Here is a 26,461-nt window from a genome sequence, read left to right on the forward strand (position 1 = left end):
AGCTAGTCTCGAGGTTTGCTCCCTCTCCCCTCAGTGGGAGAGGGGCGCAAACCGGCGGCATGCCGGGGCGCCATCCACGTAAACCCCGACCATTTCTCCCCCCAATTGACAGCCTTTTGACAGTTTCCGCCGCCTAGAATCCGCCCCATGACCGGTAATTCCGGTCTGACGTTCACCAAAAGTCCAAGAACAGTCCCGGCCACGCCCCGCCGCGCCGGACAGGAGACAAGCACCGGCACTGCGCCTTGCGCGCAGTCCGCCAGGCTGTCTTCCCGTCCCCCGCAACGCAGTGGCAGCCGGAACGCCCGGGTCGGATCGCGGCTGCCAGCAGGCTGGCATGGCGCATCCCCGGTAACACCAGGAGACCGCTATGCGCCGTACCTATTCCCGCCTGGCCCATGCCGTGATGGCATCGGCCGCCGTTGCCGCCACCTTCGCCGCCGCGCCGGCCTTTGCGCTGGACAGCGTCAAGGTCATGATCGGCGCCAACCCCGGCGGCGGCTTTGACCAGACCGGCCGCTCGCTGGGCGCCGCGATGATTGCCGCGGGCCAGGCCAAGACCGCTTCATACGACAACAAGGGCGGCGCCGGCGGCACCATCGCGCTGACGCAGTTCGTCAATACCGACAAGGGCAACCCCAATGCGCTGATGGTGGTGGGCGCGGTGATGGTGGGCGCGATCGAGACCAACAAGCCGCCGGTCACGCTGAAGAACGCCACCCCGATCGCACGCCTGTTCGCCGACACCATGGTCATCACCGTGCCGGCCAGCTCGCCGATCAAGTCGATCAAGGACCTGACCACGCAGCTCAAGGCCAACCCGGGCAGCGTCAGCTGGGGCGGCGGCTCCAAGGGTTCGATCGACCACATCCTGGCCGGCCTGATCGCCAAGGAATCGGGCGTCGATCCCAAGAAGATCAACTACGTGCCGTTCCAGGGCGGCGGCGAAGCCTCGGCCTCGATCATGGGCGGCCACGTGACGGTGGGCATTGCCGGTGTGTCGGAATTCCTGCCCTTCATCAAGAGCGGCAAGATGCGCGCGCTGGCGGTGACCTCCAAGGACCGCACCGCCGATATCCCGACGCTCAAGGAGCAAGGCGTGAACGTCGAGATCTATAACTGGCGCGGCGTGTACGGCGCGCCCGGCATCAGCGCCGAGCAGCGCAAGGCCATGATCGACGCCGTGGTCAAGGCCACCGAGAGCCAGGCCTGGAAGGACACGCTGCAGAAGAATGACTGGACCCCGTTCCTGCTGACCGGCGACGAGTTCGGCAAGTTCGTCGACAGCGAATCGGCCCGCCTGGGCGGCTCGCTGCGTGAACTGGGCGTGGCCAAGTAAGAGCTGCCGGCAGCACCCAAACCAGCAGTACCGCTTCAACCTGCTTTACCTGTCGTGCCTGCCAACCCCGCCGGTGAACCCGGCGGGGGGAAAACGGCGCAGGGCCCGGTGTCCACCTGCGATACCAGACAAATAACCATATGTCGCCGGGCCCTGCCGCCGCGCGGGCAGCACCTGCCAGCGTCGCGGACGCCAGCACCCATGCTGGCGACAAAGGCCAAGGAGTCTCCATGAAACCCTCGCACCTCGCCATCGGCATTGCCGTGCTGGCGCTCTCGCTGTTTTTCTTCCTCGGGCTGTCCGGCATTTCCGGCGACGAGGGCTACGCCGGCCTGTCGCCGCGCTTCGTGCCCACGCTGGTGGCCGTCGGCCTGGCCGTGTGCGGCGCGCTGCTGACCTGGCAGGGCGTGCGCGGCGGTTTCCGCAACATGCCGGAAGAAGATGCCGAGCTGCCCAACGCGCCGCACAACTTCGGCGGCTTCCTGTGGGTGGCCGCGGGCCTGGTGCTGAACATGGCGCTGATCGGCACGCTTGGCTTCGTGATCGCTTCCACGCTGCTGATGGTGTGCGTGGCGCGTGGCTACGGCAGCCGCCGCATCGTGCGCGACGCGCTGATCGGCCTGTGCATCACGGTGCCGATGTGGGCGCTGTTTGAATTCCTGCTCGGCATCAACCTGCCGCTGCTGCCCATCGCCGGCTTCTGAGCCCGCCCGTCCAGCAAGGAGTCTTCGAATGGATACCCTGAACCAGCTGATGCACGGCTTTGCCGTGGCCATCACGCCGATCAACCTGATGTGGGCCCTGGTGGGCTGCTTCCTTGGCACCGCCATCGGCGTGCTGCCGGGCATCGGCCCCGCGCTGACGGTGGCGATGCTGCTGCCGCTGACCGCCAAGGTGGAACCGACCGCCGCGCTGATCATGTTCGCCGGCATCTACTACGGCGCGATGTACGGCGGCTCGACCACCTCGATCCTGATGAACACGCCGGGCGAGTCTTCCACCATGGTCACAGCCATGGAAGGCAACCTGATGGCCAAGAACGGGCGCGCCGGCCCGGCGCTGGCCACCGCGGCGATCGGCTCGTTCGTGGCGGGCACCATCGCCACGGTGATGCTGTCGATGTTCGCGCCGGTGGCGGCGGACGTGGCGCTGCAGTTCGGCCCGGGCGAGTACTTCATGATCATGCTGCTGGCCTTCACCACGGTCTCGGCCGTGCTGGGCTCGTCGCTGCTGCGCGGCATGACCGCACTGTTCCTGGGCCTGGGCATCGGCCTGATCGGCATGGATTCGCTGTCGGGCCAGACCCGCTATTCGATGAACGTGCAGGAGCTGTACGACGGCATCGACATCGTGGTGGTGGCGGTGGGCCTGTTCGCGGTGGGCGAGGCGCTGTTCAACGCGTTCTTCCCGCAGCCGGCAGGCACCTTCAACAAGCTCAGCTCGGTCCACATGAACAAGTCGGACTGGAAGCGCTCGATCCCGGCGTGGATCCGCGGCACCTTCATCGGCTTCCCGTTCGGGCTGATCCCCGCCGGCGGCGCCGAGATCCCGACCTTCCTGTCGTATGCCACCGAGAAGAAGCTGTCGGACCACAAGGAAGACTTCGGCAAGGTCGGCGCGATCGAAGGCGTGGCCGGCCCCGAAGCGGCCAACAACGCCGCAGTGACCGCGACGCTGGCCCCGCTGCTGACGCTGGGCATCCCCACCTCCAACACCACCGCGATCCTGCTGGCCGCGTTCCAGAACTACAACCTGCAGCCGGGCCCGATGCTGTTCCAGACCTCGGGCGACCTGGTGTGGGGCCTGCTGGCGTCGCTGTATATCGGCAACGTCATGCTGCTGGTGCTGAACCTGCCGGCGATCGGGCTGTGGGTGCGCATGCTGCGCGTGCCCACGCCGCTGCTGTACGGCGGCATCCTGATCTTCGCCGGGCTGGGCGCCTACGGCATCCGCCAGTCGTGGTTCGACCTGCTGCTGCTGTTCGTGGTCGGCCTGCTGGGCATGGTGATGCGCCGCTTCGACTTCCCCACCGCGCCGGTGATCGTGGGCATGATCCTGGGGCCGATGGCCGAGAAGCAGCTGCGCAATGCGCTGTCGATCGGCCAGGGCGACTGGACCCTGTTCCTGCGCCAGCCGATCTCGGCCACCATCCTGGCGCTGACCGTGGCGGTGGTGGTGATCCCGCGCCTGTTGCGCTGGCACGCGACCCGCACCTCGGCGCACGCGCAGGCCGACAACGCGGCCTGATGCACGCGATCTTGCGGTAAGCTTTGCGAGGCCCGCACGCCAATGGTGTGCGGGCCTCTTGTCTTTCGTCTCTCGTTTTCCAAAACAACAAGGCGCCGGCGCTTCCGTGCCAGGCCGCTGAACCATGCGTCTCTTCTCCAACCCCTGGCTGTCCGCGCTGCCCACGCTGGCGCTCGGGCTGGCCGCCGCCCTGCTCTGCTCCGCGCTGCATACCCCGCTGCCGTGGATGATCGGCCCGCTGCTGGCCGTGGCCGCCGCGCGCATGGCCGGGGCCGACCTGCGGGCGCCGTCGCAGGCCCGCAATGCGGGCCAGTGGGTGATTGGCGCGTCGCTCGGGCTCTACTTCACGCCGGACGTGGTGGCGCGGCTGGTGGAGTACCTGCCCTACATCATTGCCGGCTCGCTGTTCGCGCTGGTGCTGGGCGCGGGCGGTGCCATCCTGCTGCGGCGGACCACCGGCGTGGCCTTCAAGACCGCGTTCTTCTCCACCGCCATCGGCGGCGCCTCGGAGATGGCCAACCTGGCCGAGCGCAACGGCGCGCGCATCGACCAGGTGGCGGCCGCGCATTCGCTGCGGGTGCTGATGGTGGTGGTGACCGTGCCGGCCATCTTCCAGTACGGCGGCATCCACGGGCTCGACCCCTATATCCCCGGCCCGCGCGTGGTCAGCGCGCCGGGGCTGCTGGCGCTGGTCGCGATCACGCTGGGCGTGGCGCTGCTGGTGAAGCGGCTGAACATGCCCAACCCGTTCGTGATCGGCACGCTGCTGGCCGCGGCGGTGCTGACCGCGTCCGGGATCGAGCTGTCGGCCATCCCCACCTGGATGAGCCGTGCCGGCCAGCTGCTGATCGGGGTCTCGCTGGGGGTGCGCTTCTCGCGCGAGTTCCTGCATACCGCGCCGCGCTTCCTGTCGGGCGTGGCGCTGTACACGGTGATCGCACTGGTGGTGTCGGCGCTGTTCGGCTGGGGGCTGGCGGCGCTGTCGGGCGCGCACCCGGCCACGGTGATCCTGGGCACCACGCCGGGCGGCATTGCCGAGATGTGCATCACGGCCAAGGTGCTGGAGGTGGGGGTGCCGCTGGTGACCGCGTTCCACGTGATCCGGATGGCCTTCGTGGTGCTGGCCACCGGCCCCCTGTATCATTGCCTCAAACATCGCGTCGCGCCGGAGGAGACAGAGTAGCGGTCCGTCACAGGACGGCTACGGTGCGGCCAGCCAGAACCAGGAGCGCCATGTCCGAAGCCGCACCGCAATTCAGCCTCACCGATATCGATGCCACGCTGGAGCGCGTGCTGGCGCCATGGGTGCGCCAGCTCGGCCTGCGTGCCGAGGCCGTCGATGCCCAGGGCGTTACGCTGCGCCTGCCATTCAGCGAATCGTTCCGCCATGCGGGCGGCGTGGTCTGCGGCCAGGTGCTGATGTCCGCCGCCGATACCGCCATGATCGTCGCCGTGGCCAGCGCGCTGGGCGCGTTCCGCCCGATGACCACGGTCACGCTCACCACCAACTTCATGCGCCCGGTGATCGACGGCGACGTGCTGGTGCGCGCCAGCGTGCTGCGCCTGGGCAAGACCGTGGTGTTCGGCGAGATCGAGCTGACTGGCACCGACGGCAAGCTGGCGGTGCAGGCCACCACCACCTACGCCCTGCTCTGATCCGCCCGCAACGCCAGCGTCCATGACTTCCGGCCACGCCCATCCCTTCGACCAGGTCGTCTTTGCCGGCGGCGGCAACCGCTGCTGGTGGCAGGCGGGCTGGTGGGACACGGTCGCGTCGGAACTGCAGCTGCGCCCGCGCGTGATCGCCGCGATCTCGGCCGGCGCGGCGACGGCGTGCATGGTCTATGCGCACGACTCGCACCAGACCATGGACTACTACCGCGAGGTGCTGTCCAACAACCGCCGCAATGCCTACTGGGGCAACCTGTTGCGCAATGAGCGCGTGTTCCCGCACTACGGCATCTACCGCACCGCGCTGCTGACGATCTTCGCCGACGGGCGCCTCTCGCACCTGCAGCAGGCGCCGGAGATCCGCATCGGCGTGGCCCATATCCCGCGCTGGAGCGGCCCGCGCCTGGCGGTGGCAGCGGGGCTGCTGGCGTACAACATCGACAAGCATGTGCTCAAGACGCTGCACCCGCGGCTGGGGCGCAAGCTGGGCTTCCGGCCGGAGTTCGTGCGCGCGCAGGACTGCGATTCGCCCGAGCAGCTGGCCGACCTGCTGCTGCAGTCGGCCTCCACGCCGCCGTTCACGCCGGTGCTGCGCCGCGGCGGCCGCCCGGTGCTGGACGGCGGGCTGGTCGACAACGTGCCCGTGGACGCGCTCGATGCCACCCCGGGCAATGTGCTGGTGCTGGTGACAAGGCTGTATCCGCGCCCGCGCCGTTTCGTGCTTGAGCAAGGCGGCCAGCGCCGCCTGTACCTGCAGCCCTCGCAGCGCGTGCCGATCTCGAGCTGGGACTACACCCGGCCCGATGCCATGACGCACGCCTACGAGCTGGGCCGCCGCGACGGGGAAACTTTCCTGCGCGAGTGGCCGTCGATCCTGAATACCGAACTGCGGCCCGCTGCCTAGTGATTCGTTTGCTGGCGCTGGCCTGATTGTTGTCGATGCGGCCCGCGTGCCGCGACAGGAGGCATGGATGACTAAGCGCCAGACAACCCCCGCCGGGGCCAAGGAACCGCGGCGCGCCCGCGAGGTCAGCGCGGCGCCGCCGGTGGAGCAGGTGCCGCGCGTGCGCGACGGCCGCACGCGGCGCAACGACAAGGTGCGCAAGGCAGACCTGGTGGTGATCGGCGGCGGCTCGGGCGGCGTGGCCTGCGCGCGGCGTGCCGCCGCGCACGGCGCACGCGTGATCCTGGTCGAGCGCGATGCCATCGGCGGCACCTGCGTCAACCGCGGCTGCGTGCCCAAGAAGATGCTGTCCTACGGCGCCGGCTGGTCGGCCATCCTGTCGGGCTGCCTGTCGCATACCGGCGGGCGTGAGGACTGGCGCGACGCCATCGTGCGCGTCAATGCCGAGGTTGCGCGGCTGAACGCGGGCTACACCCAGCGCCTGCACGAATCCGGCGTGGAAATCCTGCGCGGCGATGCGCTGGTCACCGGCAAGGACGAAGTGCGCGTCGGCGACGAGACCATTCACGCGCGCCGCATCCTGATTGCCACCGGCGCGCGCCCGCGTGACCTCGAAGTCCCCGGCGGCGAACTGGCCGCCAGTTCCGACGACGTCTTCACCTGGCAGACCGTGCCGGGTTCGATCGCGGTCATCGGCGGCGGCTACATCGGCGTGGAGCAGGCCTCGATCCTGTCGCGCTACGGCGTCAAGGTAGACCTGATCGTTGCCGGCGACCGGCTGCTGCCCCACTTCGACCACGACGTCTCCCGGTCGCTGGCCGAGGCACTGACCGCGCGCGGCGTGCGCCTGCACCTGAACGCCAGGGTGCACCTGCTGAGCCAGGCCAACGGCGCGGTTGAAGTGTGTTACCGCCCCACCGACCGCCCGGGCCAGACCGAGGCTGTGCGCGCGCAGGCCGCGCTGGCGGCGATCGGGCGCATTTCCAACGTGCAGGGCTTCGGGCTCGAGGCGCTTGGCGTGGACTTTGGCGACAAGGGCGGCATCCGCGTGGACCGCCAGTTCCGCAGCAACGTGCGCGGCATCTACGCGCTCGGCGACGCCATCGACGGCCTGCACCTGACCCCGGTGGCCACCGCGCAGGGCCGCTGGCTGGCCGACCGCCTGTACGGCCGGCGCGGCGAACGCGCCGATTTCGACTTCGTGCCCACCGCGGTGTTCTGCGAGCCCGCCATCGGCGCCGTGGGCCTGACCGAGGCCCAGGCGATCGCAGCCGCCGGCAAGCCCGATCGCATCCGCACCGTGGTCAAGCGCTTTGTCTCGCTGGAAAACCGCTTTGCCGGCACCTCCCACCAGTCGATGTTCAAGCTGGTGCTGAACGCGCGCAGCGGGCGCGTGCTCGGTGCGCACCTGATGGACGACGCCGCGCCCGAGATCGTGCAGACGCTGGCGGTGGCATTACGGCTGGGCGTGCGCGAATCGCACCTGCAGACCACGGTGCAGCTGCATCCGACGGTGGCGGAGGAGTTATATGGTTAGGGGTTATTCGCCGATGGGCAGCTTCAGCACCGCGCGCACGCCGGTGCCCTGCAAGCCGTCGCCAAGCTCCACCGTGCCGCCAAAGCGCGCCGCCATCTCGCGCGAGATCGCCAGCCCCAGCCCGGAGCCCGGCTCCGCATTGCCCACGCGCCGGTAGAAGCGCGCGAAGACCTTCTCGCGCTCTTCGGCCGGAATGCCCGGCCCATCGTCTTCCACCACCAGGCAGGCGGTCTGGTCGGCGCGCGTGGCCGACAGCGTGATGCGGCTGCCGCGTGGCGAGTACTGGATCGCATTGTGGACCAGGTTGGCCAGCGCCTCGCGCAGCAGCGCGGGGTCGGCGCGCACCGGCAGCTTCAGCCCCGGCACCGGCTCCCAGCCGAAGTCCTGCTGCTTGCCGCGCGCCAGCGGCAGGTAGTCCAGCGCCACCTGCTCGGCCACGGTGACGGCGTCGATGATGTCGATGCCATCGGCTTCCTGGGCGGCTTCGCCGTGGTGCTGGCGTACCCGCGCCAGCGCCAGCAGCTGGTTGGTCAGGCGCGCGGCCTGCTCCAGCTGGGTGACGATGCCGCCCACGGCTTCGCCGGCGGCCTGGCGCGCGGCTTCGGGGTCGGGCGCGCGCAGCTGGCGCTGGGCGTATTCGGCCTGGGTCTTCAGGATGGCCAGCGGCGTGCGCAGCTGGTGCGCGGCGTCGGCGATGAACTGGGCCTGCGACTGCGCCATCGCCGCGGAGCGCGACACGTGCAGGTTGACCGCGTCGACCAGCGGGCGCACCTCGGCGGGCACGCGCTCGAAGGTAAGCGGGGTCAGGTCATCCGGCGAACGCGCTTCCACGTCGTCGCGCACGCGCGCCAGCGGGCGCAGCACGTAGGTGACGCCGCCCACCAGGATGCCGGCGCTCAGCAGGATCAGCAGCAGGTCGCGCGCCAGCGCGCTGCGCCAGACCGTGCCGATCAGCGTGGTGCGCGGCTCGGCGGTCTCGGCCACCTGGATGATCACGCGCATGCGCGCATCCGGGCGGTATACCGGCCGCGCCATCGCGGCGATGCGCACGGCCTCGCCCAAATATTCGGCGTCGTAGAAGCGCGGCTGGTTGTTGACGAGGGTGCCGGCAGGCAGCGGCAGGTCGTCGTAGCCGGTGACGGTCTCGACCTGGCCGGCGCGCTCGGTCGACACGCGGTAGAACACATGGGTCTGCGCCGCGGTCTCGAACATCTCCATGGCGGCATCGGGCAGGGTCAGCTGGACGTTGTCGCCAGCCATGCCGATGGCACTGTCGATGGCGCGGATCGAGCCATAGAGCGAGCGGTCATAAGCCGTGTTGGCGGCGTCGCGCAGGGTGCCGTAGGTGAGCCAGGTGTCGATCGCCATCATCGCCGCCAGCGCCGGCACCAGCAGCAACAGCAGTTGCCGGCGCAGGCTGCCGCGTCGCCAGGACGGGACGCGATGGCGCCGCGCCATCTTCAGCGCCCGGCCTCGGGCTCCAGCAGGTAGCCGAAGCCGCGCAGGGTGACGATGGTGACGCCGTGCCCGGCCAGCTTCTTGCGCAGCCGGTAGACCAGCACCTCGATCGCGTCGGGCGAGACATCGGCGTCGAGCGAGAACACCTTGTCGAGCAGCTGCGCCTTGGTCAGCGGCTGGCCGCTGCGTGCCAGCAGCGCGCCCAGCAGGGTCGATTCGCGCGGGGTCAGCGCCAGCGGGGCGCCGTCCAGCGTGAAGCTGCGGGTCTCGCCGTCAAACACCAGCGTGCCGCACTGCAAGCGCGGATGCGCGCGCCCGCGGCTGCGGCGGATCAGCGCCAGCAGCCGCGCTTCCAGCTCGGCAATGGCAAAGGGCTTGGGCAGGTAGTCGTCGGCGCCCAGGTTCAGGCCGCGCACGCGTTCGTCCAGCGTGTCCTGCGCGGTCAGGATCAGCACCGGGGTGCGGTCGTCGCGCGCGCGCATGGACTTGAGCACGGCCAGCCCGTCCTTGCCGGGCAGGCGCAGGTCGAGCAGCACCGCGTCGTATTCCTCGGCCTGCAGGCGGGCCTCGGCGGGCAGGCCGTCGGCGACATGCTCGATCACAAAGCCGCCCTGCTCCAGCGCGCGGGCGACCCAGCGTGCCAGTTCGATTTCATCCTCCACCAGCAGGATGCGCATGCCGGTCTCCTCCTCTGCCGGTTTGGTCCATGTTTCAGTCGCGGCGGCGGAAAACGCCCGCACAACAGGGGGCTGCACCGATGGAGCGCGCCCGCCGCGGGCGCCTATAATACCCCCGCCCCGCTGGTCCCGGCGCGTGTTGTCCGTGCGCCCGCTCCCTTCCACAGGCAGTTCTTCCGTTTCCGACCACCGTGCCCACGCGTCCACCCCCGCCGTCCCTGCCGTGCGCTTGCGAGCCGCCTGCCTCGGGGCAGCGCCGCCGCCTGCTGGGCGCATCGCTGCTGGCCGGCGCCACCTTGTCGGCTGCGTGGCCCCTTCATGCCCAGTCTAGGCCCCCGGCGCCACCGCCGGGGTATCCGTCCGGGTATGACGCCACCATCGCCGGCGCCATGCGCGAAGGCATGGTCACGGTCTATGCATCGACCGACCTGAAAGTGGCGCAGCCGCTGATCGCCGCGTTCGAGGCGCGCTACCCGGGCATCCGCGTGCACTACCAGGATCTCAACACGATCGAGCTGAACCAGCGCTTCCTGGCCGAGACCGCGGCGCTGGGCGGCAGCCGGCCCGCGCCCGGTGCGGCCTTCGCCGACGTGCTGTGGAGCACGGCGATGGACCTGCAGATCAAGCTCGTCAACGACGGCCATGCGCAGCGCTACGCCTCGCCCGAGCGCGGCGGCCTGCCCGGCTGGGCGGTGTGGCGCGACGAGGCCTGGGGCACCACCTTCGAGCCCGCGGTGATCGTCTACAACCGCCACCACCTGGCCGGCATGCGCCCGCCGCGCAGCCGCAGCGGGCTGGCGCGGCTGCTGCAGGAGCACGCGCCGCGCTGGCATGGCAAGGTGGTGACGTATGACGTGGAGCGCTCGGGCGTGGGCTACCTGCTGGCGCAGCAGGATGCGCGCATGGGCAGCGAGTTCTGGTACCTGGCGCAGGCGCTGGGGCGCGCCGGGGTGCAGCTGTCGGCGTCCACTGCCGAGATGATCGAGCGCATCGCCAGCGGCGAGCTGGTGATGGGCTACAACCTGCTGGGTTCGTACGCGCTGTCGCTGATGGAGCGTGGCGCGGCCATCGACGTGATCGCCCCGCGCGACTACACCCTGGTGATGTCGCGGGTGGCGTTTATTGCCCGGCGCGCGCCGCGGCCCAATGCGGCGCGGCTGTGGCTGGACTACCTGCTCTCGCGCGAGGGCCAGGCGCTGCTGGCCAAGTCGACCTCGCAGCTCTACACCATCCGCACCGATACCGACAGCGTGCACACCGCGGCGGCATTGTCCGAGCGGCTGGGCTACGCGCTCAAGCCGATCAGCGTCGGCCCGGGCCTGCTGGCCGCGCAGGACGCGATGCGCAAGCGCGCATTCCTGGCGCGCTGGCGCGAGGCCATGCGCGGCTGAGCGCGCGGCTCAGGGGACCAGGTCGCCGGTATCGAGCCCGCCCGGCTGGCCGTTCGGGCAGGCCTGCTGGCACAGCGTGGACAGTTCCCGGTCCAGCGCCGCCATCGGGCGCGGCACGTAGCCGTGGCGCAGCGCCGGTGAGAACTTCAGGGTATCGATGAAGGCGTCGGACATGCGCTCGGCGTTGGCGTCGAGGTCGAAGTCCTGCGGCGAGAACAGCCAGTGCGCCAGCACCCCGCCGATGGCGGCATGGAAGGCGTTGACGGCCAGGTCCAGGTCCAGGTCGGCGGGCAGCTGGCCGCGCTCCAGGGCCAGGCGCAGGTGCTCGCGCATCTTGATCAGGCCTTCCTGGTGCGACTGGCGCTGGCGCTCGAGGATGGCGCCGTTGTCCTGCACCATTTCGCACTTGTGGAAGATGATCTCGAACACCCGGCGCCAGCGCGGGTTGACCACGGTCTGGCGCATCACATAGGCGCAGATGTCGCGGATGCCGCCGAGCGGGTCTTCCTGGCGCGCGAGCCGCTCGGGGTCGCACAGCGCTTCCACGGGCAGGTTGACGCGGTCGCACATGGCGGCGAACACATCGCTCTTGTTCTTGAAGTGCCAGTAGATCGCGCCGCGCGTGACACCCGCCGCCTCGGCGATGTCGGCCAGCGACGGGCGTGCCACGCCGCGGGCGTGGAACACGGCTTCGGCCGCGTCGAGAATCCGGTGGCGCGTTTCAAGCGCCTCTTCCTTGGTACGTCTGACCATTTTTGTCTCTGGTGCCGGCGGCATGACGCGATCGAGCCGTCATGGCCAGCCTTGTTAGTTCTCCCTGGGTGCGGCCCCGCTGTGGCAGCCGCACGGGCCGGCGCACGCGCCGGCGGGTCGTTGTCGTCACATGCCAATGTGCTTGCAGCTTGCGAGCCGACACGACGGCGCGCATCCTAACCCGAGCCGGCGGTTTGCGCCGTGATTCCGAACGGGTATTCGGACTGGCCGGTTGGGTTTGACCGGGGCCAGGATCCGTATTCCAGCGGCCCCGCTGCGCAGGTTGTGCGCCGAAAGGCCCTTCTGCAACATCAACTTAACATACATGCTTGAATGTATATATAATACGCGCTTGCCCGGCATTCGGCCAGCCGCCTTCTGTGACATACCCAGCACAGCTGGCAATCCCTGCCGCAGGCCAGCCGGTCATGAATCCAGTCGTTACATAAAAGCCACCGTTCGTCGCATTTGACATTGCGACGCCGCGAATTGTGGCTAGCATCACGCTTTTGTCCGCCGCAAACCGTGCGGCGCGCTGTGTCGTTTCCGTTTGTCGGATGACAGGTCGGGACGATGCGGCAGATCTCAAATTGCCATCATGGGGTTATCGATGAGGAAGTCCCAACGTATCCGTTGCGTTGCTGCCTATGCACTAGCGGCGCTGTCTGCCGTGGCGCTTGTTGCCTGTGGCGACAAGAAGGCCGAAGGCGGCGCTCCGCCCCCGCCGGAAGTGGGTGTGGTGACCGTGACGCCGTCGCCGGTCGCCGTCGTCAATGAACTGCCGGGCCGCCTGGAAGGCATACGCACGGCCGAAGTGCGTGCTCGCGTCGAAGGCATCGTGCTGTCGCGCAACTACACCGAGGGCGGCGAAGTGAAGGCCGGCCAGGTGATGTTCCGCATCGACCCGGCACCCTACCAGGCCACGCTGGCTTCGGCACAGGCCGCGCTGCAGCGCGCCGAGGCCAATGCCGTCTCGGCGCGCCTGAAGGCCGACCGCTACAAGCCCCTGGTGGCCGTCAACGCGGTCAGCAAGCAGGAGTACGACGACGCCGTGGCCTCCGCCGGCCAGGCCAACGCCGACGTGGCTTCGGCCAAGGCGGCGGTGCGCACCGCCCAGATCAACCTGGGCTACACCACCGTGACCGCGCCGATCAGCGGCCGCGCCGGCCGTGCGCTGGTGACCGAGGGCGCGCTGGTGGGCAAGGGCGAGGCGACCAAGCTGGCGCTGGTGGAGCAGGTCGACCCGATGTGGGTCACCTTCACCCAGCCGGCTTCGGAAGTCACGCGCCTGCGCCGCGCCATCGAGTCCGGCGTGGTCAAGGGCGTCAACGGCGGCGCCAACGTGCGCCTGTTCGTGGAAGACGGCCGCGAGTACGAGCACACCGGCAAGCTGCTGTTCTCGGACATGACGGTCGACCCGACCACCGGCGCGATCACGCTGCGTGCGCAGTTCCCGAACCCGAAGCGCGAGCTGCTCTCGGGCACCTTCGTGCGCGTGAAGATCGAGCAGGGCGTGGACGAGAACGCACTGACCGTGCCGCAGCGGGCGCTGATCCGCGGCGCGCAGGGTGCCAGCGTGATGGTGGTGGGCACGGACGGCAATGTCGCGGCGGTGCCGGTCAAGGCGCCGCAGGCCATTGGCGACCGCTGGGTGGTGACCGAAGGCCTGAAGGGCGGCGAGAAGGTGATCGTCGAGGGCCTGCAGAAGGTCAAGGTCGGTGCGCCGGCCAAGGCGGTGCCGTTCAAGCCGGCCGGGGCCTCGGCACCGGCCGCGGCAACGGGCTCCGCCCCGGCGGCGCCGGCCTCGGCCCCCAAGGCCGAGGGCCCGCAGCAAGCCAAGTCTGACGCCAAGCAAGGCTGAACCCTGCCGTACCACCAATACGGCAAATACGGCTAGACCGCTAGACCAAGAGGGAGCCAGTTTATGGCCAAGTTTTTTATCGACCGGCCGGTGTTCGCGTGGGTGCTCGCGCTGATCATCATGCTGGGCGGCATATTGGCGATCCTGCAGTTGCCGATCGCGCAATATCCGAACATCGCCCCGCCGACGATCTCGGTCACCGCCACCTACCCGGGTGCGTCGGCCAAGACGCTGGAGGATTCCGTCACCTCGGTGATCGAGCAGGAGCTCAACGGCGCCCCTAACCTGCTCTACTACAACTCCACCAGCGAGTCGTCCGGCCTGGCGAGCATCACCATCGCCTTCGCGCCGGGTTCGAACGTCGACCTGAACTCGGTCGAAGTGCAGAACCGCCTCAAGCGCGTGGAAGCGCGCCTGCCGGCTGAAGTGCGCCAGCAGGGCGTGCGCGTGGACAAGGCCGGGAACAACTACATGATGTTCCTGACCGTGTCGTCCAAGTCCGGCACGGCTGACGCGATCCAGCTCGGCAACTATGTCTCGGCGCAGGTGATCGACTCGATCCGCCGCGTGCCGGGCGTGGGCCAGGCCGACCTGTTCGGCACCGAGTACGCCATGCGGATCTGGCTGGACCCGGCCAAGCTGACGGGCTACAACCTGACCCCGACCGACGTCACCGCCGCGGTGGGCGAGCAGAACATCCAGGTCGCCGTGGGCGAGCTGGGCGGCACGCCCTCGCCCAAGGGCACCGAGCTCAACGCCACCGTCACCACCGAAAGCCGCCTGACCACGCCTGAGCAGTTCGGCAACATCCTGCTGCGCACCAACCCGGATGGGTCCTCGGTGCGCATCAAGGACGTGGGCCGGGTGGAGCTGGGCGGCGCCGACTACTCGACCCAGGCCCGCACCAACGGCAAGCCGTCGGCGGCCATCGCCATCAAGCTGGCCCCGACCGGCAACGCGCTGGCCACGGCCACCGCGGTGCGCGCCAAGATGGAAGAGCTGTCCAAGAACTTCCCGGCGGACTACCAGTACTCGGTGCCTTACGACACCTCGGCCTTCGTCAAGATCTCGATCGAGGAAGTGATCAAGACCCTGCTCGAAGCCGTGGTGCTGGTGTTCCTGGTGATGTACCTGTTCCTGCAGAACTTCCGCGCCACGCTGATCCCGACTCTGGTGGTGCCGATCGCGCTGCTGGGTACGTTCGGCGCGCTGCTGGCGTTCGGCTTCTCGATCAACGTGCTGACCATGTTCGGCATGGTGCTGGCCATCGGTATCCTGGTGGACGATGCCATCGTGGTGGTCGAGAACGTCGAGCGGATCATGAGCGAGGAAGGACTCTCGCCACGTGAAGCCACGCGCAAGGCCATGGGCCAGATCACCGGCGCCATCGTCGGCATCACGCTGGTGCTGACCGCGGTGTTCATCCCGATGGCATTCTTCTCGGGCTCGGTGGGCAACATCTACCGCCAGTTCTCGCTGTCGCTGATCTCGTCGATGGCGTTTTCGGCGCTGCTGGCGCTGACGCTGACCCCGGCGCTGTGCGCGACGCTGCTCAAGCCCGTGGAAGCCGGCCATCACCATGAGAAGACGGGCTTCTTCGGCTGGTTCAACCGCACCTTCGCGCGTTCGGCCACCAGCTACCAGGGCGTGGTCGCGCGCATCCTCAAGCGCTCCGGCCGCTACCTGATCATCTACGCGGTCATCATCGTCGGCGTGGTGGTGCTGTTCAAGCGCCTGCCGTCGTCGTTCCTGCCCGACGAGGACCAGGGCTACATGATCACCGTGGTGCAGCTGCCCAACGGCGCCACTCAGGACCGTACCATCGGCGTGCTCAAGCAGATCGAGGACTACTACCTGCAGAAGGAAAGCAAGGTGGTTGACCAGATGATCACGGTGGCGGGCTTCTCCTTCTTCGGCCGCGGCCAGAACGGCGGTATCGCGTTCGTGCGCCTGAAGGACTGGAAGGAGCGCACCGGCGACGGCGAGACCGCGCAGGCGCTGGTCGGCCGTGCCTTCGGCGCGCTGTCGTTCATCAAGGACGCGATTATCTTCCCGCTCAACCCGCCGGCGATTTCCGAGCTGGGCAACTCCTCGGGCTTTGACTTCCGCCTGCAGGACCGCACCGGCCAGGGCCACGCCAAGCTGATGGAAGCGCGCAACATGATGCTCGGCATGGCCGCGCAGAGCCCGGTGCTGATGGGCGTGCGCCCCGAAGGCCAGGAAGATGCGCCGCAGCTGCAGATCGACATCGACCGCGAGAAGGCCAAGGCGCTCGGCGTCACGGTGGCGAGCATCAACTCGACGCTGTCGATTGCGTTCGGCTCGAACTACGTCAACGACTTCATCTATGAAGGCCGGGTGCGCAAGGTGATCGTGCAGGCAGAAGGCTCGGACCGCCGCCTGCCGGACGACCTGACCAAGCTGCGCGTGCGCAACAGCAACGGCGACATGGTGGCGTTTGCCGCGTTCGCGACCTCCAAGTGGGTGATGGGCTCGCCGCGCCTGGAGCGCTACAACGGCATGCCGGCGGTGAAGCTGGCGGGCCAGGCCGCGCCGGGCCGCAGTACCGGTGAAGCCATGCGCGTGATGGAAGAGAACTTCGCCAAGCTGCCGCCGGGTTTCGGCTTCGAGTGGTCCGGCCAGTCTTATGAAGAACGCCTGGCCGGCTCGCAGGAACCGATCCTGTACACGCTGTCGCTGATCATTGTGTTCCTGTGCCTGGCCGCGCTGTATGAAAGCTGGTCGATCCCGTTCTCGGTGCTGCTGGTGGTGCCGCTGGGCGTGCTCGGCGCGCTGCTCGGCGTGACGCTGCGCGGCATGCCCAACGACGTGTACTTCAAGGTGGGCCTGATCGCTACGATCGGCTTGTCGGCGAAGAACGCCATCCTGATCGTGGAATTCGCCAAGGACCTGCAGGCGCAGGGCAAGGGCCTGATCGAAGCCACGCTGGAAGCGGTGCACCTGCGTTTCCGCCCGATCCTGATGACGTCGATGGCGTTCATCCTGGGCGTGCTGCCGCTGGCGATCGCCACCGGTGCGGGTTCGGCCAGCCAGCGCGCCATCGGTACCGGCGTGATTGGCGGGATGATCACCGCCACGGTGCTGGCGATCTTCCTGGTGCCGGTCTTCTTCGTGGTGGTGCGCAAGCGCTTCAAGGGCAGTGCGCGCCAGCGCATGCTGGACCAGAAGTGGCACGAGCCGAAAGAGGAAATCTGAACATGACCAAGACTCTGACCACACTGCTGCTGGTGGCCGGCGTTCTGACGGGGTGCACGCTCGCGCCCCACTATGACCGCCCTGCCCCGCCGGTGGCAGACAGCTTCCCGGTGGCGCCCGAGGGCTACGCCACCGCCGAGGTGAAGAGCGGCGAGACCCGCCGCGCCGTCGACATCGGCTGGCGCGAGTTCTTCCGCGACCCGCGCATGCAGACGCTGATCGCGACCTCGCTGGAAAACAACCGCGACCTGCGCACCGCCGCGCTGCGCATCGAGGAAGCGCGCGCGCTGTACCAGGTGCAGCGCGCCGACCTGCTGCCCACGGTGAACGCGACCGGCGGCTACACCCGGGCCCGCACCACCGCTGCCCAGTCGGCAACGGTGCTCGGCCAGCCCGGCGTGACCGAGGTCTACCAGGTGGGCCTGGGCATCACGTCGTATGAGCTGGATTTCTTCGGACGCGTGCGCAGCCTGTCCAATGCCGCGCTGGCGCAGTACTTCGCCACCGAAGAGGCACGCCGCTCGGCGCAGATCTCGCTGGTGTCGGAAGTTGCCAAGGCCTACCTGGCCGAGCGCTCCTTCGCCGAGCAGTACGACCTGGCGCGCGACACGCTGAAGGCGCGTGAAAGCACCTACGGCCTGGCCAAGCAGCGTTTCGAGGCGGGCGCCACCTCGGCGCTGGACCTGCGCGACAACGAATCGCTGGTGGCGCAGGCCCGCGTGGCCGCGGCGCAGCTGGCGCGCCAGCGCGCGCAGGCGCAGAACGCGCTTGAAGTGCTGGTGGGCAAGCCCATCGGCAGCATCGAGAACCTTCCGGCGCCGGTGCGCCTGTCGGACGAGCGCATCATCAGCGACATCCCGGCCGGCCTGCCGTCGGAACTGCTCGAGCAGCGCCCCGATATCCGCCAGGCCGAGCAGTTGCTGCTGTCGGCCAACGCCAATATCGGCGCGGCGCGCGCGGCGTTCTTCCCGCGCATCACGCTGACCGCCAGTGCGGGCACCATCAGCCCGACGTTCTCGGGACTGTTCGATGCTGGCACGCGCGCGTGGTCGTTTGCGCCGCAACTGGTGCTGCCGATCTTCGACTATGGCCGCAACCTGTCGAACCTGGACCTGGCCAATGTGCGCAAGAACATCCAGATCGCCAACTACGAGAAGACCATCCAGACGGCCTTCGCGGAAGTGGCCGATGCACTGGTGGCGCGCGGCACGCTGGAAGACCAGGTCACCGGCCAGGAAGAGGTGCGCAACGCGGAACAGGCACGTTATGAACTGGCGCGCCTGCGCTTCCGTAGCGGCATCGCCAGCTACCTGGACGAGCTCGATGCGCAGCGCCAGCTGTTCACTGCCGAGCAGGCGCTGATCCAGGCGCGGCAGCTGCGGCTGAACAATGCGATCGACTTGTACCGGTCGCTGGGCGGTGGCTTGCAGGAGAGCAGTCCGGTGGCGCAGCAGGGGACGCCTGCTACGTCGGGCACCGTCACGCAGTAAGGTCAGCCTGCAGCGCTTCCCGCGCCGCTGGTTTGCTCCCCTCTCCCGCAAGCGGGAGAGGGAGACCACAATCGGTCAATCAAGAACCAGCGGTACTGCCGCTGGCTTTTCTTCTTTCAGCCGTCAGAACTTGTACGAAGCCGCCAAAAAGAACACCAGCGGATTCGGCTCCAGCTTGGTCTTCGACGTCGACAGCACGGTCCCGTCGGCCGCCTTGATCGTCATCGTGGACGTCGTCTTCAGCGGGATATAAGTCACCGCCGCCGTCAGCCCCCAATGCTCGTCGAAGTTGTAGGTGCCGCCGATATTGAACACCGGCGCCCATGACGACGATGCATCCGCACTCACCGACGTCGGCCCCGGGATGCCCGCCCCCGCCGCCAGGATCGCGCCGAGGTTGTTGTTGACCGAACTCGCAAACGCCGGATTGACCTCGATGTTGGTAAAGAAGTTGTACGACACCCCAAGCCCCAGGAACGGGCGGAAACGCGTGCCCGGATCCAGGAAGTGGTACTGCACCATCGCCGCCGGGCTCCACTGCCGTGCCTTGGTGATGATGGGGTTCAGCGCCGGGTCGCCCAGGCTCTGGCGGCCGAGCGCGCCGGCCGGGCCCGGCGGAATCAGCTCGCCGTGGCCATAGATCTTGAACTCCGGCGGGATGCCGCCCACCGCGGTGACCGCGATATGGTCGGTGACGAAGTGGCTGAAGGTCAGCCCCAGCGTATTGGCATTGGACGACGAGAGGCTGCTGCCCGGCGCGGTGAAGCTGGACGGCAGGCCCAGCGGGTAGTTGATCGGCACGTCCAGCAGCGACGTGGTCAGCGGACCGCTCTGGCCATGGGTCTGGATATAGAACCAGCCGGCGGATACGACGTTGTCGCCCTTCTTCTGGGCATGGGCAGGCAGGGCGAAGCTGGCCAGCGCGGCCAGCATCAGTGTGAGCGTGAGGCGTATGGTTTTCATCTTGTGTCCCCCGGCATTGGATGTCTCTGTATGGTCGAATCGTGGCGCAGTGGCCCGGGCTGCAATGGCCCGGGCCTGGTAGCGTGCCTACTGCACGAATGCGCCGACGGTGAAGTACGGGCCGCTGTCGCGCTGTTCCAGGAAGCCGAACACGCCGCCGGTGAACATCAGCTTGCCGGTCGGCGGCGAGCCTGCGGGTGCATCGCGCCGCGAAGTGCGGACCACGCCGGGCACCTGCTGCGAGAAGTCCAGCCGGTACGGGATGGCGAGCGACGCATCGTGCGGCCGGAACGGATCCATCATGGTGGCCGCGGCGCCGATCAGTGCCGTCACGCGGTAGTTGAAGTTGCTGTCGACGCCGACGTATTCGCCGTTGACCGTGCCCTCGCTGACCGCTACCGCCGGCGCCATCATGCCGATGCCGATCTCGTCGTCGGCACCAAGCGGGCCGTTGGCGAGCGTGTCATTGGCATAGCCCACGCGGATCATGATCGGCACCAGCTGGCCGCGCAGCTTGCCCACGATCAGGTAGGCCTTGCCCAGCGTGCCGCCCAGCGTGGGCGGCTGGCTCTCGGCCTTGTAGTTGGTCGACAGCAGCGCGCCGCTCGCCTGCGGCACGAAGTTGTTGCCCTTGCGCTCGCACGTGTTGGTGGCGTTGTCGCAGACGGTGAACGAACCATCGGCAGCCAGCGCCATGCGGTAGTCCTGCGCCACCAGCTGGAACTGCTTGGACGGCACCTCGTGGAAGCCCGTGCCGTTGTACTGGCCGGCAATCTTCGACAGGTCGGTCTCGGTCTGCGCGAAGCCGATGAACTGGAAGTACGGGAAGGTGGTGTCAGGCACCGCGCCGGCGCCCAGCACGCCGTTGAACTGGATGCGCGCGCCCGGGATGGTGCCGCCCACCACGCCTTCGCCGACAAAGAGCTTGGCCGGGCGGTTCGGATCGAGGCTGGCGCCGCTCAGCTCGAACGCGCACTGGTTAAGCTTCTCGGTCGGCAACCCCGTCTCCGCCTTCAGCGTGCCGCGCATCACGTTCTGCCCGTTGGTGGGGTCGCTGCGCGTGGGCTGCACGGTGCCGGTCTGGCGCGGCACCGAGGAATCCACGAAGGTCACCTGCCAGGTCTTTTTGATGGTGTCGATCTGCACCTTCACCAGCTCGCCGGAGCCGGTGCCGCCGGTGAAGGTGGTGGTGTAGTCGAGCGATGCCGGGCACAGCCGCGTCTGCACCGCGGCCGGCGTGGACGGCGCGTCGTCGCCGCCGCCGCCACCGCAGGCGGCGAGCATGGCGGCGGCGGCCACGGCCAGCGCACGCGCCGGCACCGTGGATGGGCGCGAGGCCCGCGGCAGGATCAGTCGATGGGGTTGCATGGCGTGGTCTCCTCGGTCTTGTGTGTTCTTGGTGGACTCAGGGTGCTGCCAGCACGCCGACGCGGAAGGTCGGGCTGGCGCTGCCGGCGCCGGACAGGTGGCTGAACACCCGGCCGCTGGCAATCAGCGCACCGGTGGTGCCGCTGTTGTCGGTGGTGGCGATCATGCCCGGCGCGTTCTGCGTGAAGTCGAGCTGGAAGGCGCCGGTCTGGTTCATCGTCATCGGGTCCAGCAGCTCCACGCGCGCGCCCTTGACCAGCGAGGCGGTGTAGACAAAGTCGCTGCCCGAGCCGATATAGCCGCCGTCAAGCTGGCCGCTCGCCAGTGCCTTCGCCGGCGCCATCAGCGCCAGGCCCGATTCGTCGTCGACATTGACCGTCAGCGGCAGCAGCGAGATCTGCGCGTAGCCGGTGCGCACCAGCAGCGGCACCAGCGCGCCGTTGAGCTTGCCCACCACCATCAGCCCCTTGGCGCGGCTGGCGTTGTTGCTGGTGATGGCCGCACTCTGGAACGACGGGTAACGGCGGCTGCCATCGGCATTGCTGCTTTCGAAGGCGCCATCGGCGCTGCGCAGCTTCCAGCTGTTGCCGGTGCTGAGGCAGCTGCCGGCCGCGGCGGTGCAGCTGCCGTCGGCGTTCAGCGTCTCGGTGGTCTGCGCGGTCGCGGGCGTGAAGTGGCTCGACGAAGTCAGCGAGCCGCCGGACGGCACCTGGTGGTAGCCCAGCAGGTTGTAGCTGCCGGCAACCTTGATGAAGTCGGTCTCGGTCTGCGCGAATGCCAGCACCGGGTAGAACGGGAACGTGGTGGCCGGGATCGCGCCCAGCCCGAGCACGCCCGGATAGGAGATGGTGGCACCCGGGATGCCGCCGCCGGCAACGCCGTTGCCCAGGAAGATCACCGGCGGCTTCGCGCTGTCGATATTCGCCTGCGAGGTGCCGTCAGACGCCGTTGCTGTCTGCAGCGCAACCGCGCAGCGGTTCTGCTCGGCAGTCGGCAGCGAGGTCATGTTGGCAAAGGTGCCGGTAAAGGTCACGCCCGCGCGCGTCGGGCTGACGCTGCCGGGTTGCTTGGGCACCGGCGACTCGATGATCTCCAGCTGGTAGGTGCGGGCCGCGGTGTCGAAGCGCAGCTTGACCAGTTCGCCCGCGCCGGAGCCGCCGGTGAAGGTGGTGCTGTAGTCCAGTGCCGCCGGGCACAACGACCCCGGCGGGCCGCCGATGGTGACCGGCCCCTGCGCGGGGCACGTGCCCGTGTCAGCGCATTGCGGTGCCTGCGTGCCGGCGCGCGGCGCCTCTTCATCGCCGCCGCCGCCACCGCAGCCGGCCAGCGCCGCGGCAAGGCTCACCCCTGTCAAAACCAAAGTACTGCGTCGAAGCATCGACATGGTCATTGCCTGTCTCCTGATTTTTTCTTGGCGACCCCTGTTTCTGGATCTGGTGTCCGGCTCTGCGGCCGGATCCCTCCCGGGTGCGGCGACTCTCGCCGCTCGCGTGTTTTTGCGTCAATAGAGCGGCCGTTCCAAACAGGCGCGCCTGGCGTGCATGCCGCATGTGGCTGTGGATTGCGGGTGTTGCACGGACTGCGCGGCAAAGCGGCGCGGCCACCGATTCAAACGCACGGTGCGCGCCGCTTTGCCGATATCAGAAGCGATAGTCAGGATTGGCCGGATCGAACGCCGAGGCCTCGAAGGTCTTGCGCACCAGCTTGTCGAACACGATCTTCTCGACCATGTTGCCGTCCGCATCCCAGGCCGTTTCCACGCGGATATAGGGATGCTTCAGGTCCAGCATCAGCTGCACCTTCTTGGCGTAGTACTGCGGCGCGCCGGCCGGCAGGTCCCAGGTCAGCGCCACCATGCGCACGCCCTGCTCCTGCACGATCTCGGCCTTGCTGTATTTCTCGGACAGGCCGGCGGCACGCAGGGACCTGGCATCGCGCTCCAGCATCGACAGCACGAACTGGAAGCCCAGGTCGCGCACGGTGTGGTTGGACTGCGAACGCGCCAGGGTGCCGTCCAGCGCGATCCACATCGAGGTGAAGCCCAGCACGCCGCCCAGGTGGCCGTACATCTCGTCCTTGCGGCGGGTCTCGTCGTAGATGATTTCCTGGCCCGACTGCGCGCCGCCGGGCAGCCACTTGGCATAGAGCTGGCGCGGCTGGTGGCGGTAGCGGATCTGCATCTTGGCGGGCTGGTCCTGCCACTGGTTGTTGAGCCGCTCCTGGCGCGACATCCAGTACTCGTACTCGGGATAGCGGTTCATCTCGGCACGGGCCCATTTCAGCAGTGCATCCGGCTGCAGCGCCTGGAACACGGCCAGCACCTGCTCATCGGACAGCCGCGCGAGTTCGCCGCTGGCGACCTGGCGCGAGAACAGTGCGGCTTGCTGTGCGGATGTTTGGCCGTCATAGCCCGTGCCCGCGGCGGCGGTGGTTGTGGCCGTCTGGGCCATGGCCACGGGGGGCATGGCCAGCGGTGCGGCCAGCAGTCCGATGACGGCACCGGCGACGGCGGCAAGGTAAAGCGGTTGGATCGACATGGCAGCTTCCTCCTCAAGATGTCCGCCAGGAGGCGGAGCGCGGGCAACGCAGGGACGAACGGGGCCACCGCCGCGCCCTTGGAAAATCCGATAAGGCGCACGGGGTCCGCGGGGCCTGTGCGTGGCCTCGCTGGATGGATCGACGGTTCAGGTTTGCGTGAGCGCGGTGGCGCCGGCCCGGCGGTAACCGGGCGTGGCGCGCGCCGCTATGTCCTGGTGCGCATTCGCATCCAGTCATCCAGCGGGTTGCTGGGGAAGCTCACGGTCTGCTCGCGCGCGCGGACCGGCATGCTGGTCACGGCTGCGCGTTTGGTGCCCTCATTGCGCACGGTGCGTGCGCTGATGCGGGCCTTGCCGAGGGCGGCGGCGGTCTGGCTGGCCGCATCGCCCATCGTTGCCGCCATTGCGGCATAACTGGCACCCGGGTCATCGGCAGACTGCGCAGCGGCCAGCCTGCTGGCGCGCTGCTCGGCCTGCTGCTGCTCGCCGAGCTCGAACACCGACTGCAGCGCCGAGAACTCATCCGCGCTGGGTTGCGCCACGTTCAGCACGGCTTCCACCATGGCGGTGAGCTGGGCCAGCACGTGCGCATCGCTCATCTGCCGGCCCTGCGTGAACGCCGGCAGCAGGTTGGTGAGTTCTTCGCCGGCCAGCACGCCGGCCAGCGCCTTGAGCGCAAACTGCAGGCGCCAGCCGAGCTCATGCCGCGGCAGCCCCGGAATGGCGCGCGAGAAGGCGTCGAAGAAGCGCCCGTACACCGGGGCGTAGTGCTCCAGCAGGTATTGCTGGATAAAGGGCGAGGTGTCCGAATACACGCGCCCGAGCAGCCGCAGGAACGACGGCCCGCCCACCGACGGGTCGCGTGCCATCTGCAGCGCGGGCACGAACAGCGCACCCATCACGTGTTCGCAGCGGATGCTGTTGCCGGGCCAGCGCGCTTCGCACGCATCGAGCAGCGCCAGGCGCCGCGCGTTGAGCGGGTCCAGCCGCCGGCTCAGCACGGCGTGCATCATGATGTCTTTGCTGCGGAAGTGGTAGTTCACGGCGGCCAGGTTGACGATGGCGCGCGACGTGACCTGCCTGAGCGAGGTGGCTTCATAGCCGACCTCGGTAAACAGCTTTTCCGTGGCGTCGAGAATCCGGGCCTTGGTGTCTCCTGCCGAGCTTTTGCCGGTCTTCATGGGGGCGTCTCTCGTTGTTGCTGCCGTAAACCCCTTAGCAATTTGCTACGCTGTTCCGCTCCCTGCTCTGACGGCATACGGATGCTTGAAACAGCTGTACGAAGCCTATCCAGCGCTTCGAGCGTTTCACAAGAGCTGAATTGGAGTGGACATTCTAATTGCGCCACTGGCGTGGGGAATCGCACAACAATGTCGCCCGCAGCCTGCATCGAGCAGCCATGCCGGATGCCTGCAACGCAGGACATTGCAGGCTTGCGCGGCCAATACCTCATGACGTGAGGCGCCGTGCCAGCGCGTGCGCATTCTGTGCCGTCAGCGCGAACACCGACAATTGGGGATTGGCCCCCACGCTGGTCGGGAACACCGAGCCGTCGAACACCGACAGGTTGGCCAGCTGGTGGTGGTTGCCATGGCTGTCCACCACGCCGCCGCGCGCATCGTCGCTCATGCCGCAGCCGCCCATCAGGTGCGCGGTGAACAGCGCGGTGCGGAATGGCTTGAGCGGCAGTTGCGCGATGGCGTCGCGCGCCTCGGGCCAGCTGCGGTACTCGGCGGCGTCCAGGTGGGCGGGCCGCACCCGCTCCGCGCCGGCGGCAAACTGCGCCTGCGCCATGCTCAGCCACGCGCGCCGCACGCCGTCCCAGGCGTAGTCGCTCATCTCATAGTCCAGCAGCGGGCTGCCGTCGGCCGCCAGCCGCACGCGCCCGCCCGTGCTCTCTGGCACGAAGCCGTCGCGCAGCAGTGCCAGCATGGCGTTGGTATGGGGCAGTCGCGCCATGTCGCGGCGCAGCGCCTCGCCCACGCCGTTGAGCACGCCCGCGCTGATGCCGGGGAACATCGGCGGCACCTCCAGCTTGTAGCCCATCGGCCCGGTGGCGCCATCCTTCCACTGGAAGTGGTCGGAAGCGATCGACTGCGGTGCGCCATAATAGGGATCAATGCGCTCTGGCATTTTCGCGATACTGATATTCACCGGATGGATAAACGTGCGCAATCCCAGCCGCTCATGCGGGTCCGGCACGCGCGAGCGCAGCAGCAGCGCCGGCGTGTTGATGGCGCCGCCGGCGGCGATGAAGTGTTTGGCGCGCACGACCACGCCGACGCCGGTGGGCGTATAGCCGTCCGCGCCCAGCGCTTCGCCGGTGACCGACTGCACGCGCTTGCCGTCATGGTCCAGCGTGCGCACGCGCACGCGGTGCACCAGCGTCGCACCGCTGGCCAGTGCCGCCGGGATGGTCGACACCAGCATCGACTGCTTGGCATTGACCGGGCACCCCAGCCCGCAATAGCCGGAGTTCCAGCAGCCCTTCACGTTGCGCGGGATCACGTGCCATTCCCAGCCCAGTGTCGAGCAGCCGCGCTTGAGCACGTCGTTGTTGGGATTGGGCGCCATCGCCCATGGCGCGATGCCCAGGCGCTCTTCCACTTTCCTGAACCACGGCGCCATGTCGGCCTCGCTGTGGCCGGTGACGGCGTGATGCGTTGCCCAGTGCGCCAGCGTCTGCGGCGGCGTGCGGAAGCTCGATGACCAGTTGACCGTGGTGCTGCCGCCGACGGAGCGGCCCTGCAGGATGGCGATGGCGCCGTCGGCCGTGGTGCGGGCCGCGGCCTCTTGATAGAGCTCGCGATAGGCGCGGTTCTCGTCCATGTCGCGGAAGCTGTCCGAGGTGCGCAGCGCGCCCTCTTCCAGCAGCACCACGCGCAGGCCCGCGCGGCTGAGCGCCTCGGCGCTGATGCCGCCGCCCGCGCCGCTGCCGACGATGACCACGTCGGCATCCAGCGTGCGCGTGGTGGTGAAGGTGGCGGCGTCCAGTACCTTCCAGCCGGCGGCGATGCCGGCGTCGTAGAGATTGTCGATGGCCATGTCG

Annotated in this window: 20 protein-coding genes; 11 read left to right on the top strand and 9 right to left on the bottom strand. The window is 68.5% G+C overall.

Features of this window, described 5'->3' with window-relative positions; all coding sequences use genetic code 11:
• Window positions 1–370 precede the first annotated feature (370 nt).
• From AC3WON_RS16850 to AC3WON_RS16880, 7 genes are all read left to right on the top strand, one after another.
• Window positions 371–1,339, top strand: coding sequence for a Bug family tripartite tricarboxylate transporter substrate binding protein (locus AC3WON_RS16850; protein WP_492321335.1), 969 nt, complete (start codon window positions 371–373; stop codon window positions 1,337–1,339).
• A gap of 230 nt (window positions 1,340–1,569) precedes the next feature.
• Window positions 1,570–2,043 (top strand): tripartite tricarboxylate transporter TctB family protein, encoded by a 474-nt coding sequence (locus tag AC3WON_RS16855; RefSeq protein WP_492321334.1) that lies wholly within the window; start codon window positions 1,570–1,572, stop codon window positions 2,041–2,043.
• 28 nt (window positions 2,044–2,071) lie between these two features.
• The gene (locus AC3WON_RS16860) at window positions 2,072–3,586 is read left to right on the top strand and encodes a tripartite tricarboxylate transporter permease (RefSeq protein WP_010811346.1); all 1,515 of its coding nucleotides are present in this window, start codon (window positions 2,072–2,074) and stop codon (window positions 3,584–3,586) included.
• 124 nt (window positions 3,587–3,710) lie between these two features.
• Window positions 3,711–4,769, top strand: coding sequence for an AbrB family transcriptional regulator (locus tag AC3WON_RS16865; protein WP_492352297.1), 1,059 nt, complete (start codon window positions 3,711–3,713; stop codon window positions 4,767–4,769).
• Between the two features lie 50 nt (window positions 4,770–4,819).
• The gene (locus AC3WON_RS16870) at window positions 4,820–5,242 is read left to right on the top strand and encodes a PaaI family thioesterase (protein WP_492352298.1); all 423 of its coding nucleotides are present in this window, start codon (window positions 4,820–4,822) and stop codon (window positions 5,240–5,242) included.
• Window positions 5,243–5,264: 22 nt separating this feature from the next.
• On the top strand, window positions 5,265–6,161 hold the full coding sequence (locus AC3WON_RS16875) for a patatin-like phospholipase family protein (RefSeq protein WP_492352299.1): 897 nt from the start codon (window positions 5,265–5,267) through the stop codon (window positions 6,159–6,161).
• Between the two features lie 67 nt (window positions 6,162–6,228).
• Window positions 6,229–7,698, top strand: coding sequence for a dihydrolipoyl dehydrogenase family protein (locus AC3WON_RS16880; RefSeq protein ID WP_492352300.1), 1,470 nt, complete (start codon window positions 6,229–6,231; stop codon window positions 7,696–7,698).
• 3 nt (window positions 7,699–7,701) lie between these two features.
• Here the strand turns inward: AC3WON_RS16880 and AC3WON_RS16885 are convergent, their stop codons facing one another.
• Together AC3WON_RS16885 and AC3WON_RS16890 are read right to left on the bottom strand one after the other, a co-directional pair.
• Window positions 7,702–9,156: a sensor histidine kinase gene (locus AC3WON_RS16885; protein WP_492352301.1), complete on the bottom strand. Its 1,455-nt coding sequence runs from the start codon at window positions 9,154–9,156 to the stop codon at window positions 7,702–7,704.
• A gap of 2 nt (window positions 9,157–9,158) precedes the next feature.
• Entirely contained in the window at window positions 9,159–9,833 is a 675-nt protein-coding gene (locus AC3WON_RS16890) for a response regulator (RefSeq protein ID WP_492352302.1), read from the bottom strand.
• Between the two features lie 296 nt (window positions 9,834–10,129).
• On the opposite strand from AC3WON_RS16890, the gene AC3WON_RS16895 reads away from it, so the two are divergent.
• Complete coding sequence (locus tag AC3WON_RS16895; protein ID WP_492352333.1) at window positions 10,130–11,224, top strand: ABC transporter substrate-binding protein; 1,095 nt, start codon at window positions 10,130–10,132, stop codon at window positions 11,222–11,224.
• Window positions 11,225–11,233: 9 nt separating this feature from the next.
• On the opposite strand, the gene AC3WON_RS16900 is transcribed toward AC3WON_RS16895, so the two are convergent.
• On the bottom strand, window positions 11,234–11,977 hold the full coding sequence (locus AC3WON_RS16900; RefSeq protein ID WP_492352303.1) for a TetR family transcriptional regulator: 744 nt from the start codon (window positions 11,975–11,977) through the stop codon (window positions 11,234–11,236).
• 610 nt (window positions 11,978–12,587) lie between these two features.
• Between AC3WON_RS16900 and AC3WON_RS16905 the strand changes: the two genes are divergently transcribed.
• The 3 genes from AC3WON_RS16905 to AC3WON_RS16915 all read left to right on the top strand — a co-directional run bounded on the left by AC3WON_RS16905 (window position 12,588) and on the right by AC3WON_RS16915 (window position 18,544).
• A complete protein-coding gene (locus tag AC3WON_RS16905) occupies window positions 12,588–13,838 on the top strand; it encodes an efflux RND transporter periplasmic adaptor subunit (RefSeq protein WP_492352304.1) in 1,251 nt (416 codons plus the stop codon).
• A gap of 63 nt (window positions 13,839–13,901) precedes the next feature.
• Window positions 13,902–17,054, top strand: a complete 3,153-nt coding sequence (locus AC3WON_RS16910) for an efflux RND transporter permease subunit (RefSeq protein WP_492321326.1) — start codon at window positions 13,902–13,904, stop codon at window positions 17,052–17,054.
• Window positions 17,055–17,056: 2 nt separating this feature from the next.
• Entirely contained in the window at window positions 17,057–18,544 is a 1,488-nt protein-coding gene (locus AC3WON_RS16915) for an efflux transporter outer membrane subunit (RefSeq protein ID WP_492352305.1), read from the top strand.
• Between the two features lie 123 nt (window positions 18,545–18,667).
• On the opposite strand, the gene AC3WON_RS16920 is transcribed toward AC3WON_RS16915, so the two are convergent.
• From AC3WON_RS16920 to AC3WON_RS16945, 6 genes are all read right to left on the bottom strand, one after another.
• On the bottom strand, window positions 18,668–19,507 hold the full coding sequence (locus AC3WON_RS16920; RefSeq protein ID WP_492352306.1) for an OmpW/AlkL family protein: 840 nt from the start codon (window positions 19,505–19,507) through the stop codon (window positions 18,668–18,670).
• Window positions 19,508–19,594: 87 nt separating this feature from the next.
• Window positions 19,595–20,875, bottom strand: coding sequence for a DUF2957 domain-containing protein (locus AC3WON_RS16925; RefSeq protein WP_492352307.1), 1,281 nt, complete (start codon window positions 20,873–20,875; stop codon window positions 19,595–19,597).
• Window positions 20,876–20,912: 37 nt separating this feature from the next.
• The gene (locus AC3WON_RS16930; RefSeq protein ID WP_492352308.1) at window positions 20,913–22,265 is read right to left on the bottom strand and encodes a DUF2957 domain-containing protein; all 1,353 of its coding nucleotides are present in this window, start codon (window positions 22,263–22,265) and stop codon (window positions 20,913–20,915) included.
• Between the two features lie 250 nt (window positions 22,266–22,515).
• On the bottom strand, window positions 22,516–23,412 hold the full coding sequence (locus AC3WON_RS16935; protein ID WP_492321321.1) for a DUF1571 domain-containing protein: 897 nt from the start codon (window positions 23,410–23,412) through the stop codon (window positions 22,516–22,518).
• Window positions 23,413–23,618: 206 nt separating this feature from the next.
• Window positions 23,619–24,593 carry a TetR/AcrR family transcriptional regulator gene (locus tag AC3WON_RS16940; RefSeq protein ID WP_492321320.1) on the bottom strand — a complete coding sequence of 325 codons (975 nt, stop codon included), beginning with the start codon at window positions 24,591–24,593 and terminating at the stop codon, window positions 23,619–23,621.
• Window positions 24,594–24,861: 268 nt separating this feature from the next.
• Window positions 24,862–26,457, bottom strand: a complete 1,596-nt coding sequence (locus tag AC3WON_RS16945; protein ID WP_492352309.1) for a GMC family oxidoreductase — start codon at window positions 26,455–26,457, stop codon at window positions 24,862–24,864.
• Window positions 26,458–26,461 lie beyond the last annotated feature (4 nt).

Source organism: Cupriavidus sp. FW305-46 (assembly GCF_058787075.1).

What these genes read in the sequence shown, in the direction of transcription:
- AC3WON_RS16850 (WP_492321335.1), top strand. Translation starts at nt 371, where the DNA reads ATGCGCCGTACCTATTCCCGCCTGGCCCATGCCGTGATGGCATCGGCC.
- AC3WON_RS16855 (WP_492321334.1), top strand. Translation starts at nt 1,570, where the DNA reads ATGAAACCCTCGCACCTCGCCATCGGCATTGCCGTGCTGGCGCTCTCG.
- AC3WON_RS16860 (WP_010811346.1), top strand. Translation starts at nt 2,072, where the DNA reads ATGGATACCCTGAACCAGCTGATGCACGGCTTTGCCGTGGCCATCACG.
- AC3WON_RS16865 (WP_492352297.1), top strand. Translation starts at nt 3,711, where the DNA reads ATGCGTCTCTTCTCCAACCCCTGGCTGTCCGCGCTGCCCACGCTGGCG.
- AC3WON_RS16870 (WP_492352298.1), top strand. Translation starts at nt 4,820, where the DNA reads ATGTCCGAAGCCGCACCGCAATTCAGCCTCACCGATATCGATGCCACG.
- AC3WON_RS16875 (WP_492352299.1), top strand. Translation starts at nt 5,265, where the DNA reads ATGACTTCCGGCCACGCCCATCCCTTCGACCAGGTCGTCTTTGCCGGC.
- AC3WON_RS16880 (WP_492352300.1), top strand. Translation starts at nt 6,229, where the DNA reads ATGACTAAGCGCCAGACAACCCCCGCCGGGGCCAAGGAACCGCGGCGC.
- AC3WON_RS16885 (WP_492352301.1), bottom strand. Translation starts at nt 9,156, where the DNA reads ATGGCGCGGCGCCATCGCGTCCCGTCCTGGCGACGCGGCAGCCTGCGC.
- AC3WON_RS16890 (WP_492352302.1), bottom strand. Translation starts at nt 9,833, where the DNA reads ATGCGCATCCTGCTGGTGGAGGATGAAATCGAACTGGCACGCTGGGTC.
- AC3WON_RS16900 (WP_492352303.1), bottom strand. Translation starts at nt 11,977, where the DNA reads ATGGTCAGACGTACCAAGGAAGAGGCGCTTGAAACGCGCCACCGGATT.
- AC3WON_RS16905 (WP_492352304.1), top strand. Translation starts at nt 12,588, where the DNA reads ATGAGGAAGTCCCAACGTATCCGTTGCGTTGCTGCCTATGCACTAGCG.
- AC3WON_RS16910 (WP_492321326.1), top strand. Translation starts at nt 13,902, where the DNA reads ATGGCCAAGTTTTTTATCGACCGGCCGGTGTTCGCGTGGGTGCTCGCG.
- AC3WON_RS16915 (WP_492352305.1), top strand. Translation starts at nt 17,057, where the DNA reads ATGACCAAGACTCTGACCACACTGCTGCTGGTGGCCGGCGTTCTGACG.
- AC3WON_RS16920 (WP_492352306.1), bottom strand. Translation starts at nt 19,507, where the DNA reads ATGAAAACCATACGCCTCACGCTCACACTGATGCTGGCCGCGCTGGCC.
- AC3WON_RS16925 (WP_492352307.1), bottom strand. Translation starts at nt 20,875, where the DNA reads ATGCAACCCCATCGACTGATCCTGCCGCGGGCCTCGCGCCCATCCACG.
- AC3WON_RS16930 (WP_492352308.1), bottom strand. Translation starts at nt 22,265, where the DNA reads ATGACCATGTCGATGCTTCGACGCAGTACTTTGGTTTTGACAGGGGTG.
- AC3WON_RS16935 (WP_492321321.1), bottom strand. Translation starts at nt 23,412, where the DNA reads ATGTCGATCCAACCGCTTTACCTTGCCGCCGTCGCCGGTGCCGTCATC.
- AC3WON_RS16940 (WP_492321320.1), bottom strand. Translation starts at nt 24,593, where the DNA reads ATGAAGACCGGCAAAAGCTCGGCAGGAGACACCAAGGCCCGGATTCTC.
- AC3WON_RS16945 (WP_492352309.1), bottom strand. Translation starts at nt 26,457, where the DNA reads ATGGCCATCGACAATCTCTACGACGCCGGCATCGCCGCCGGCTGGAAG.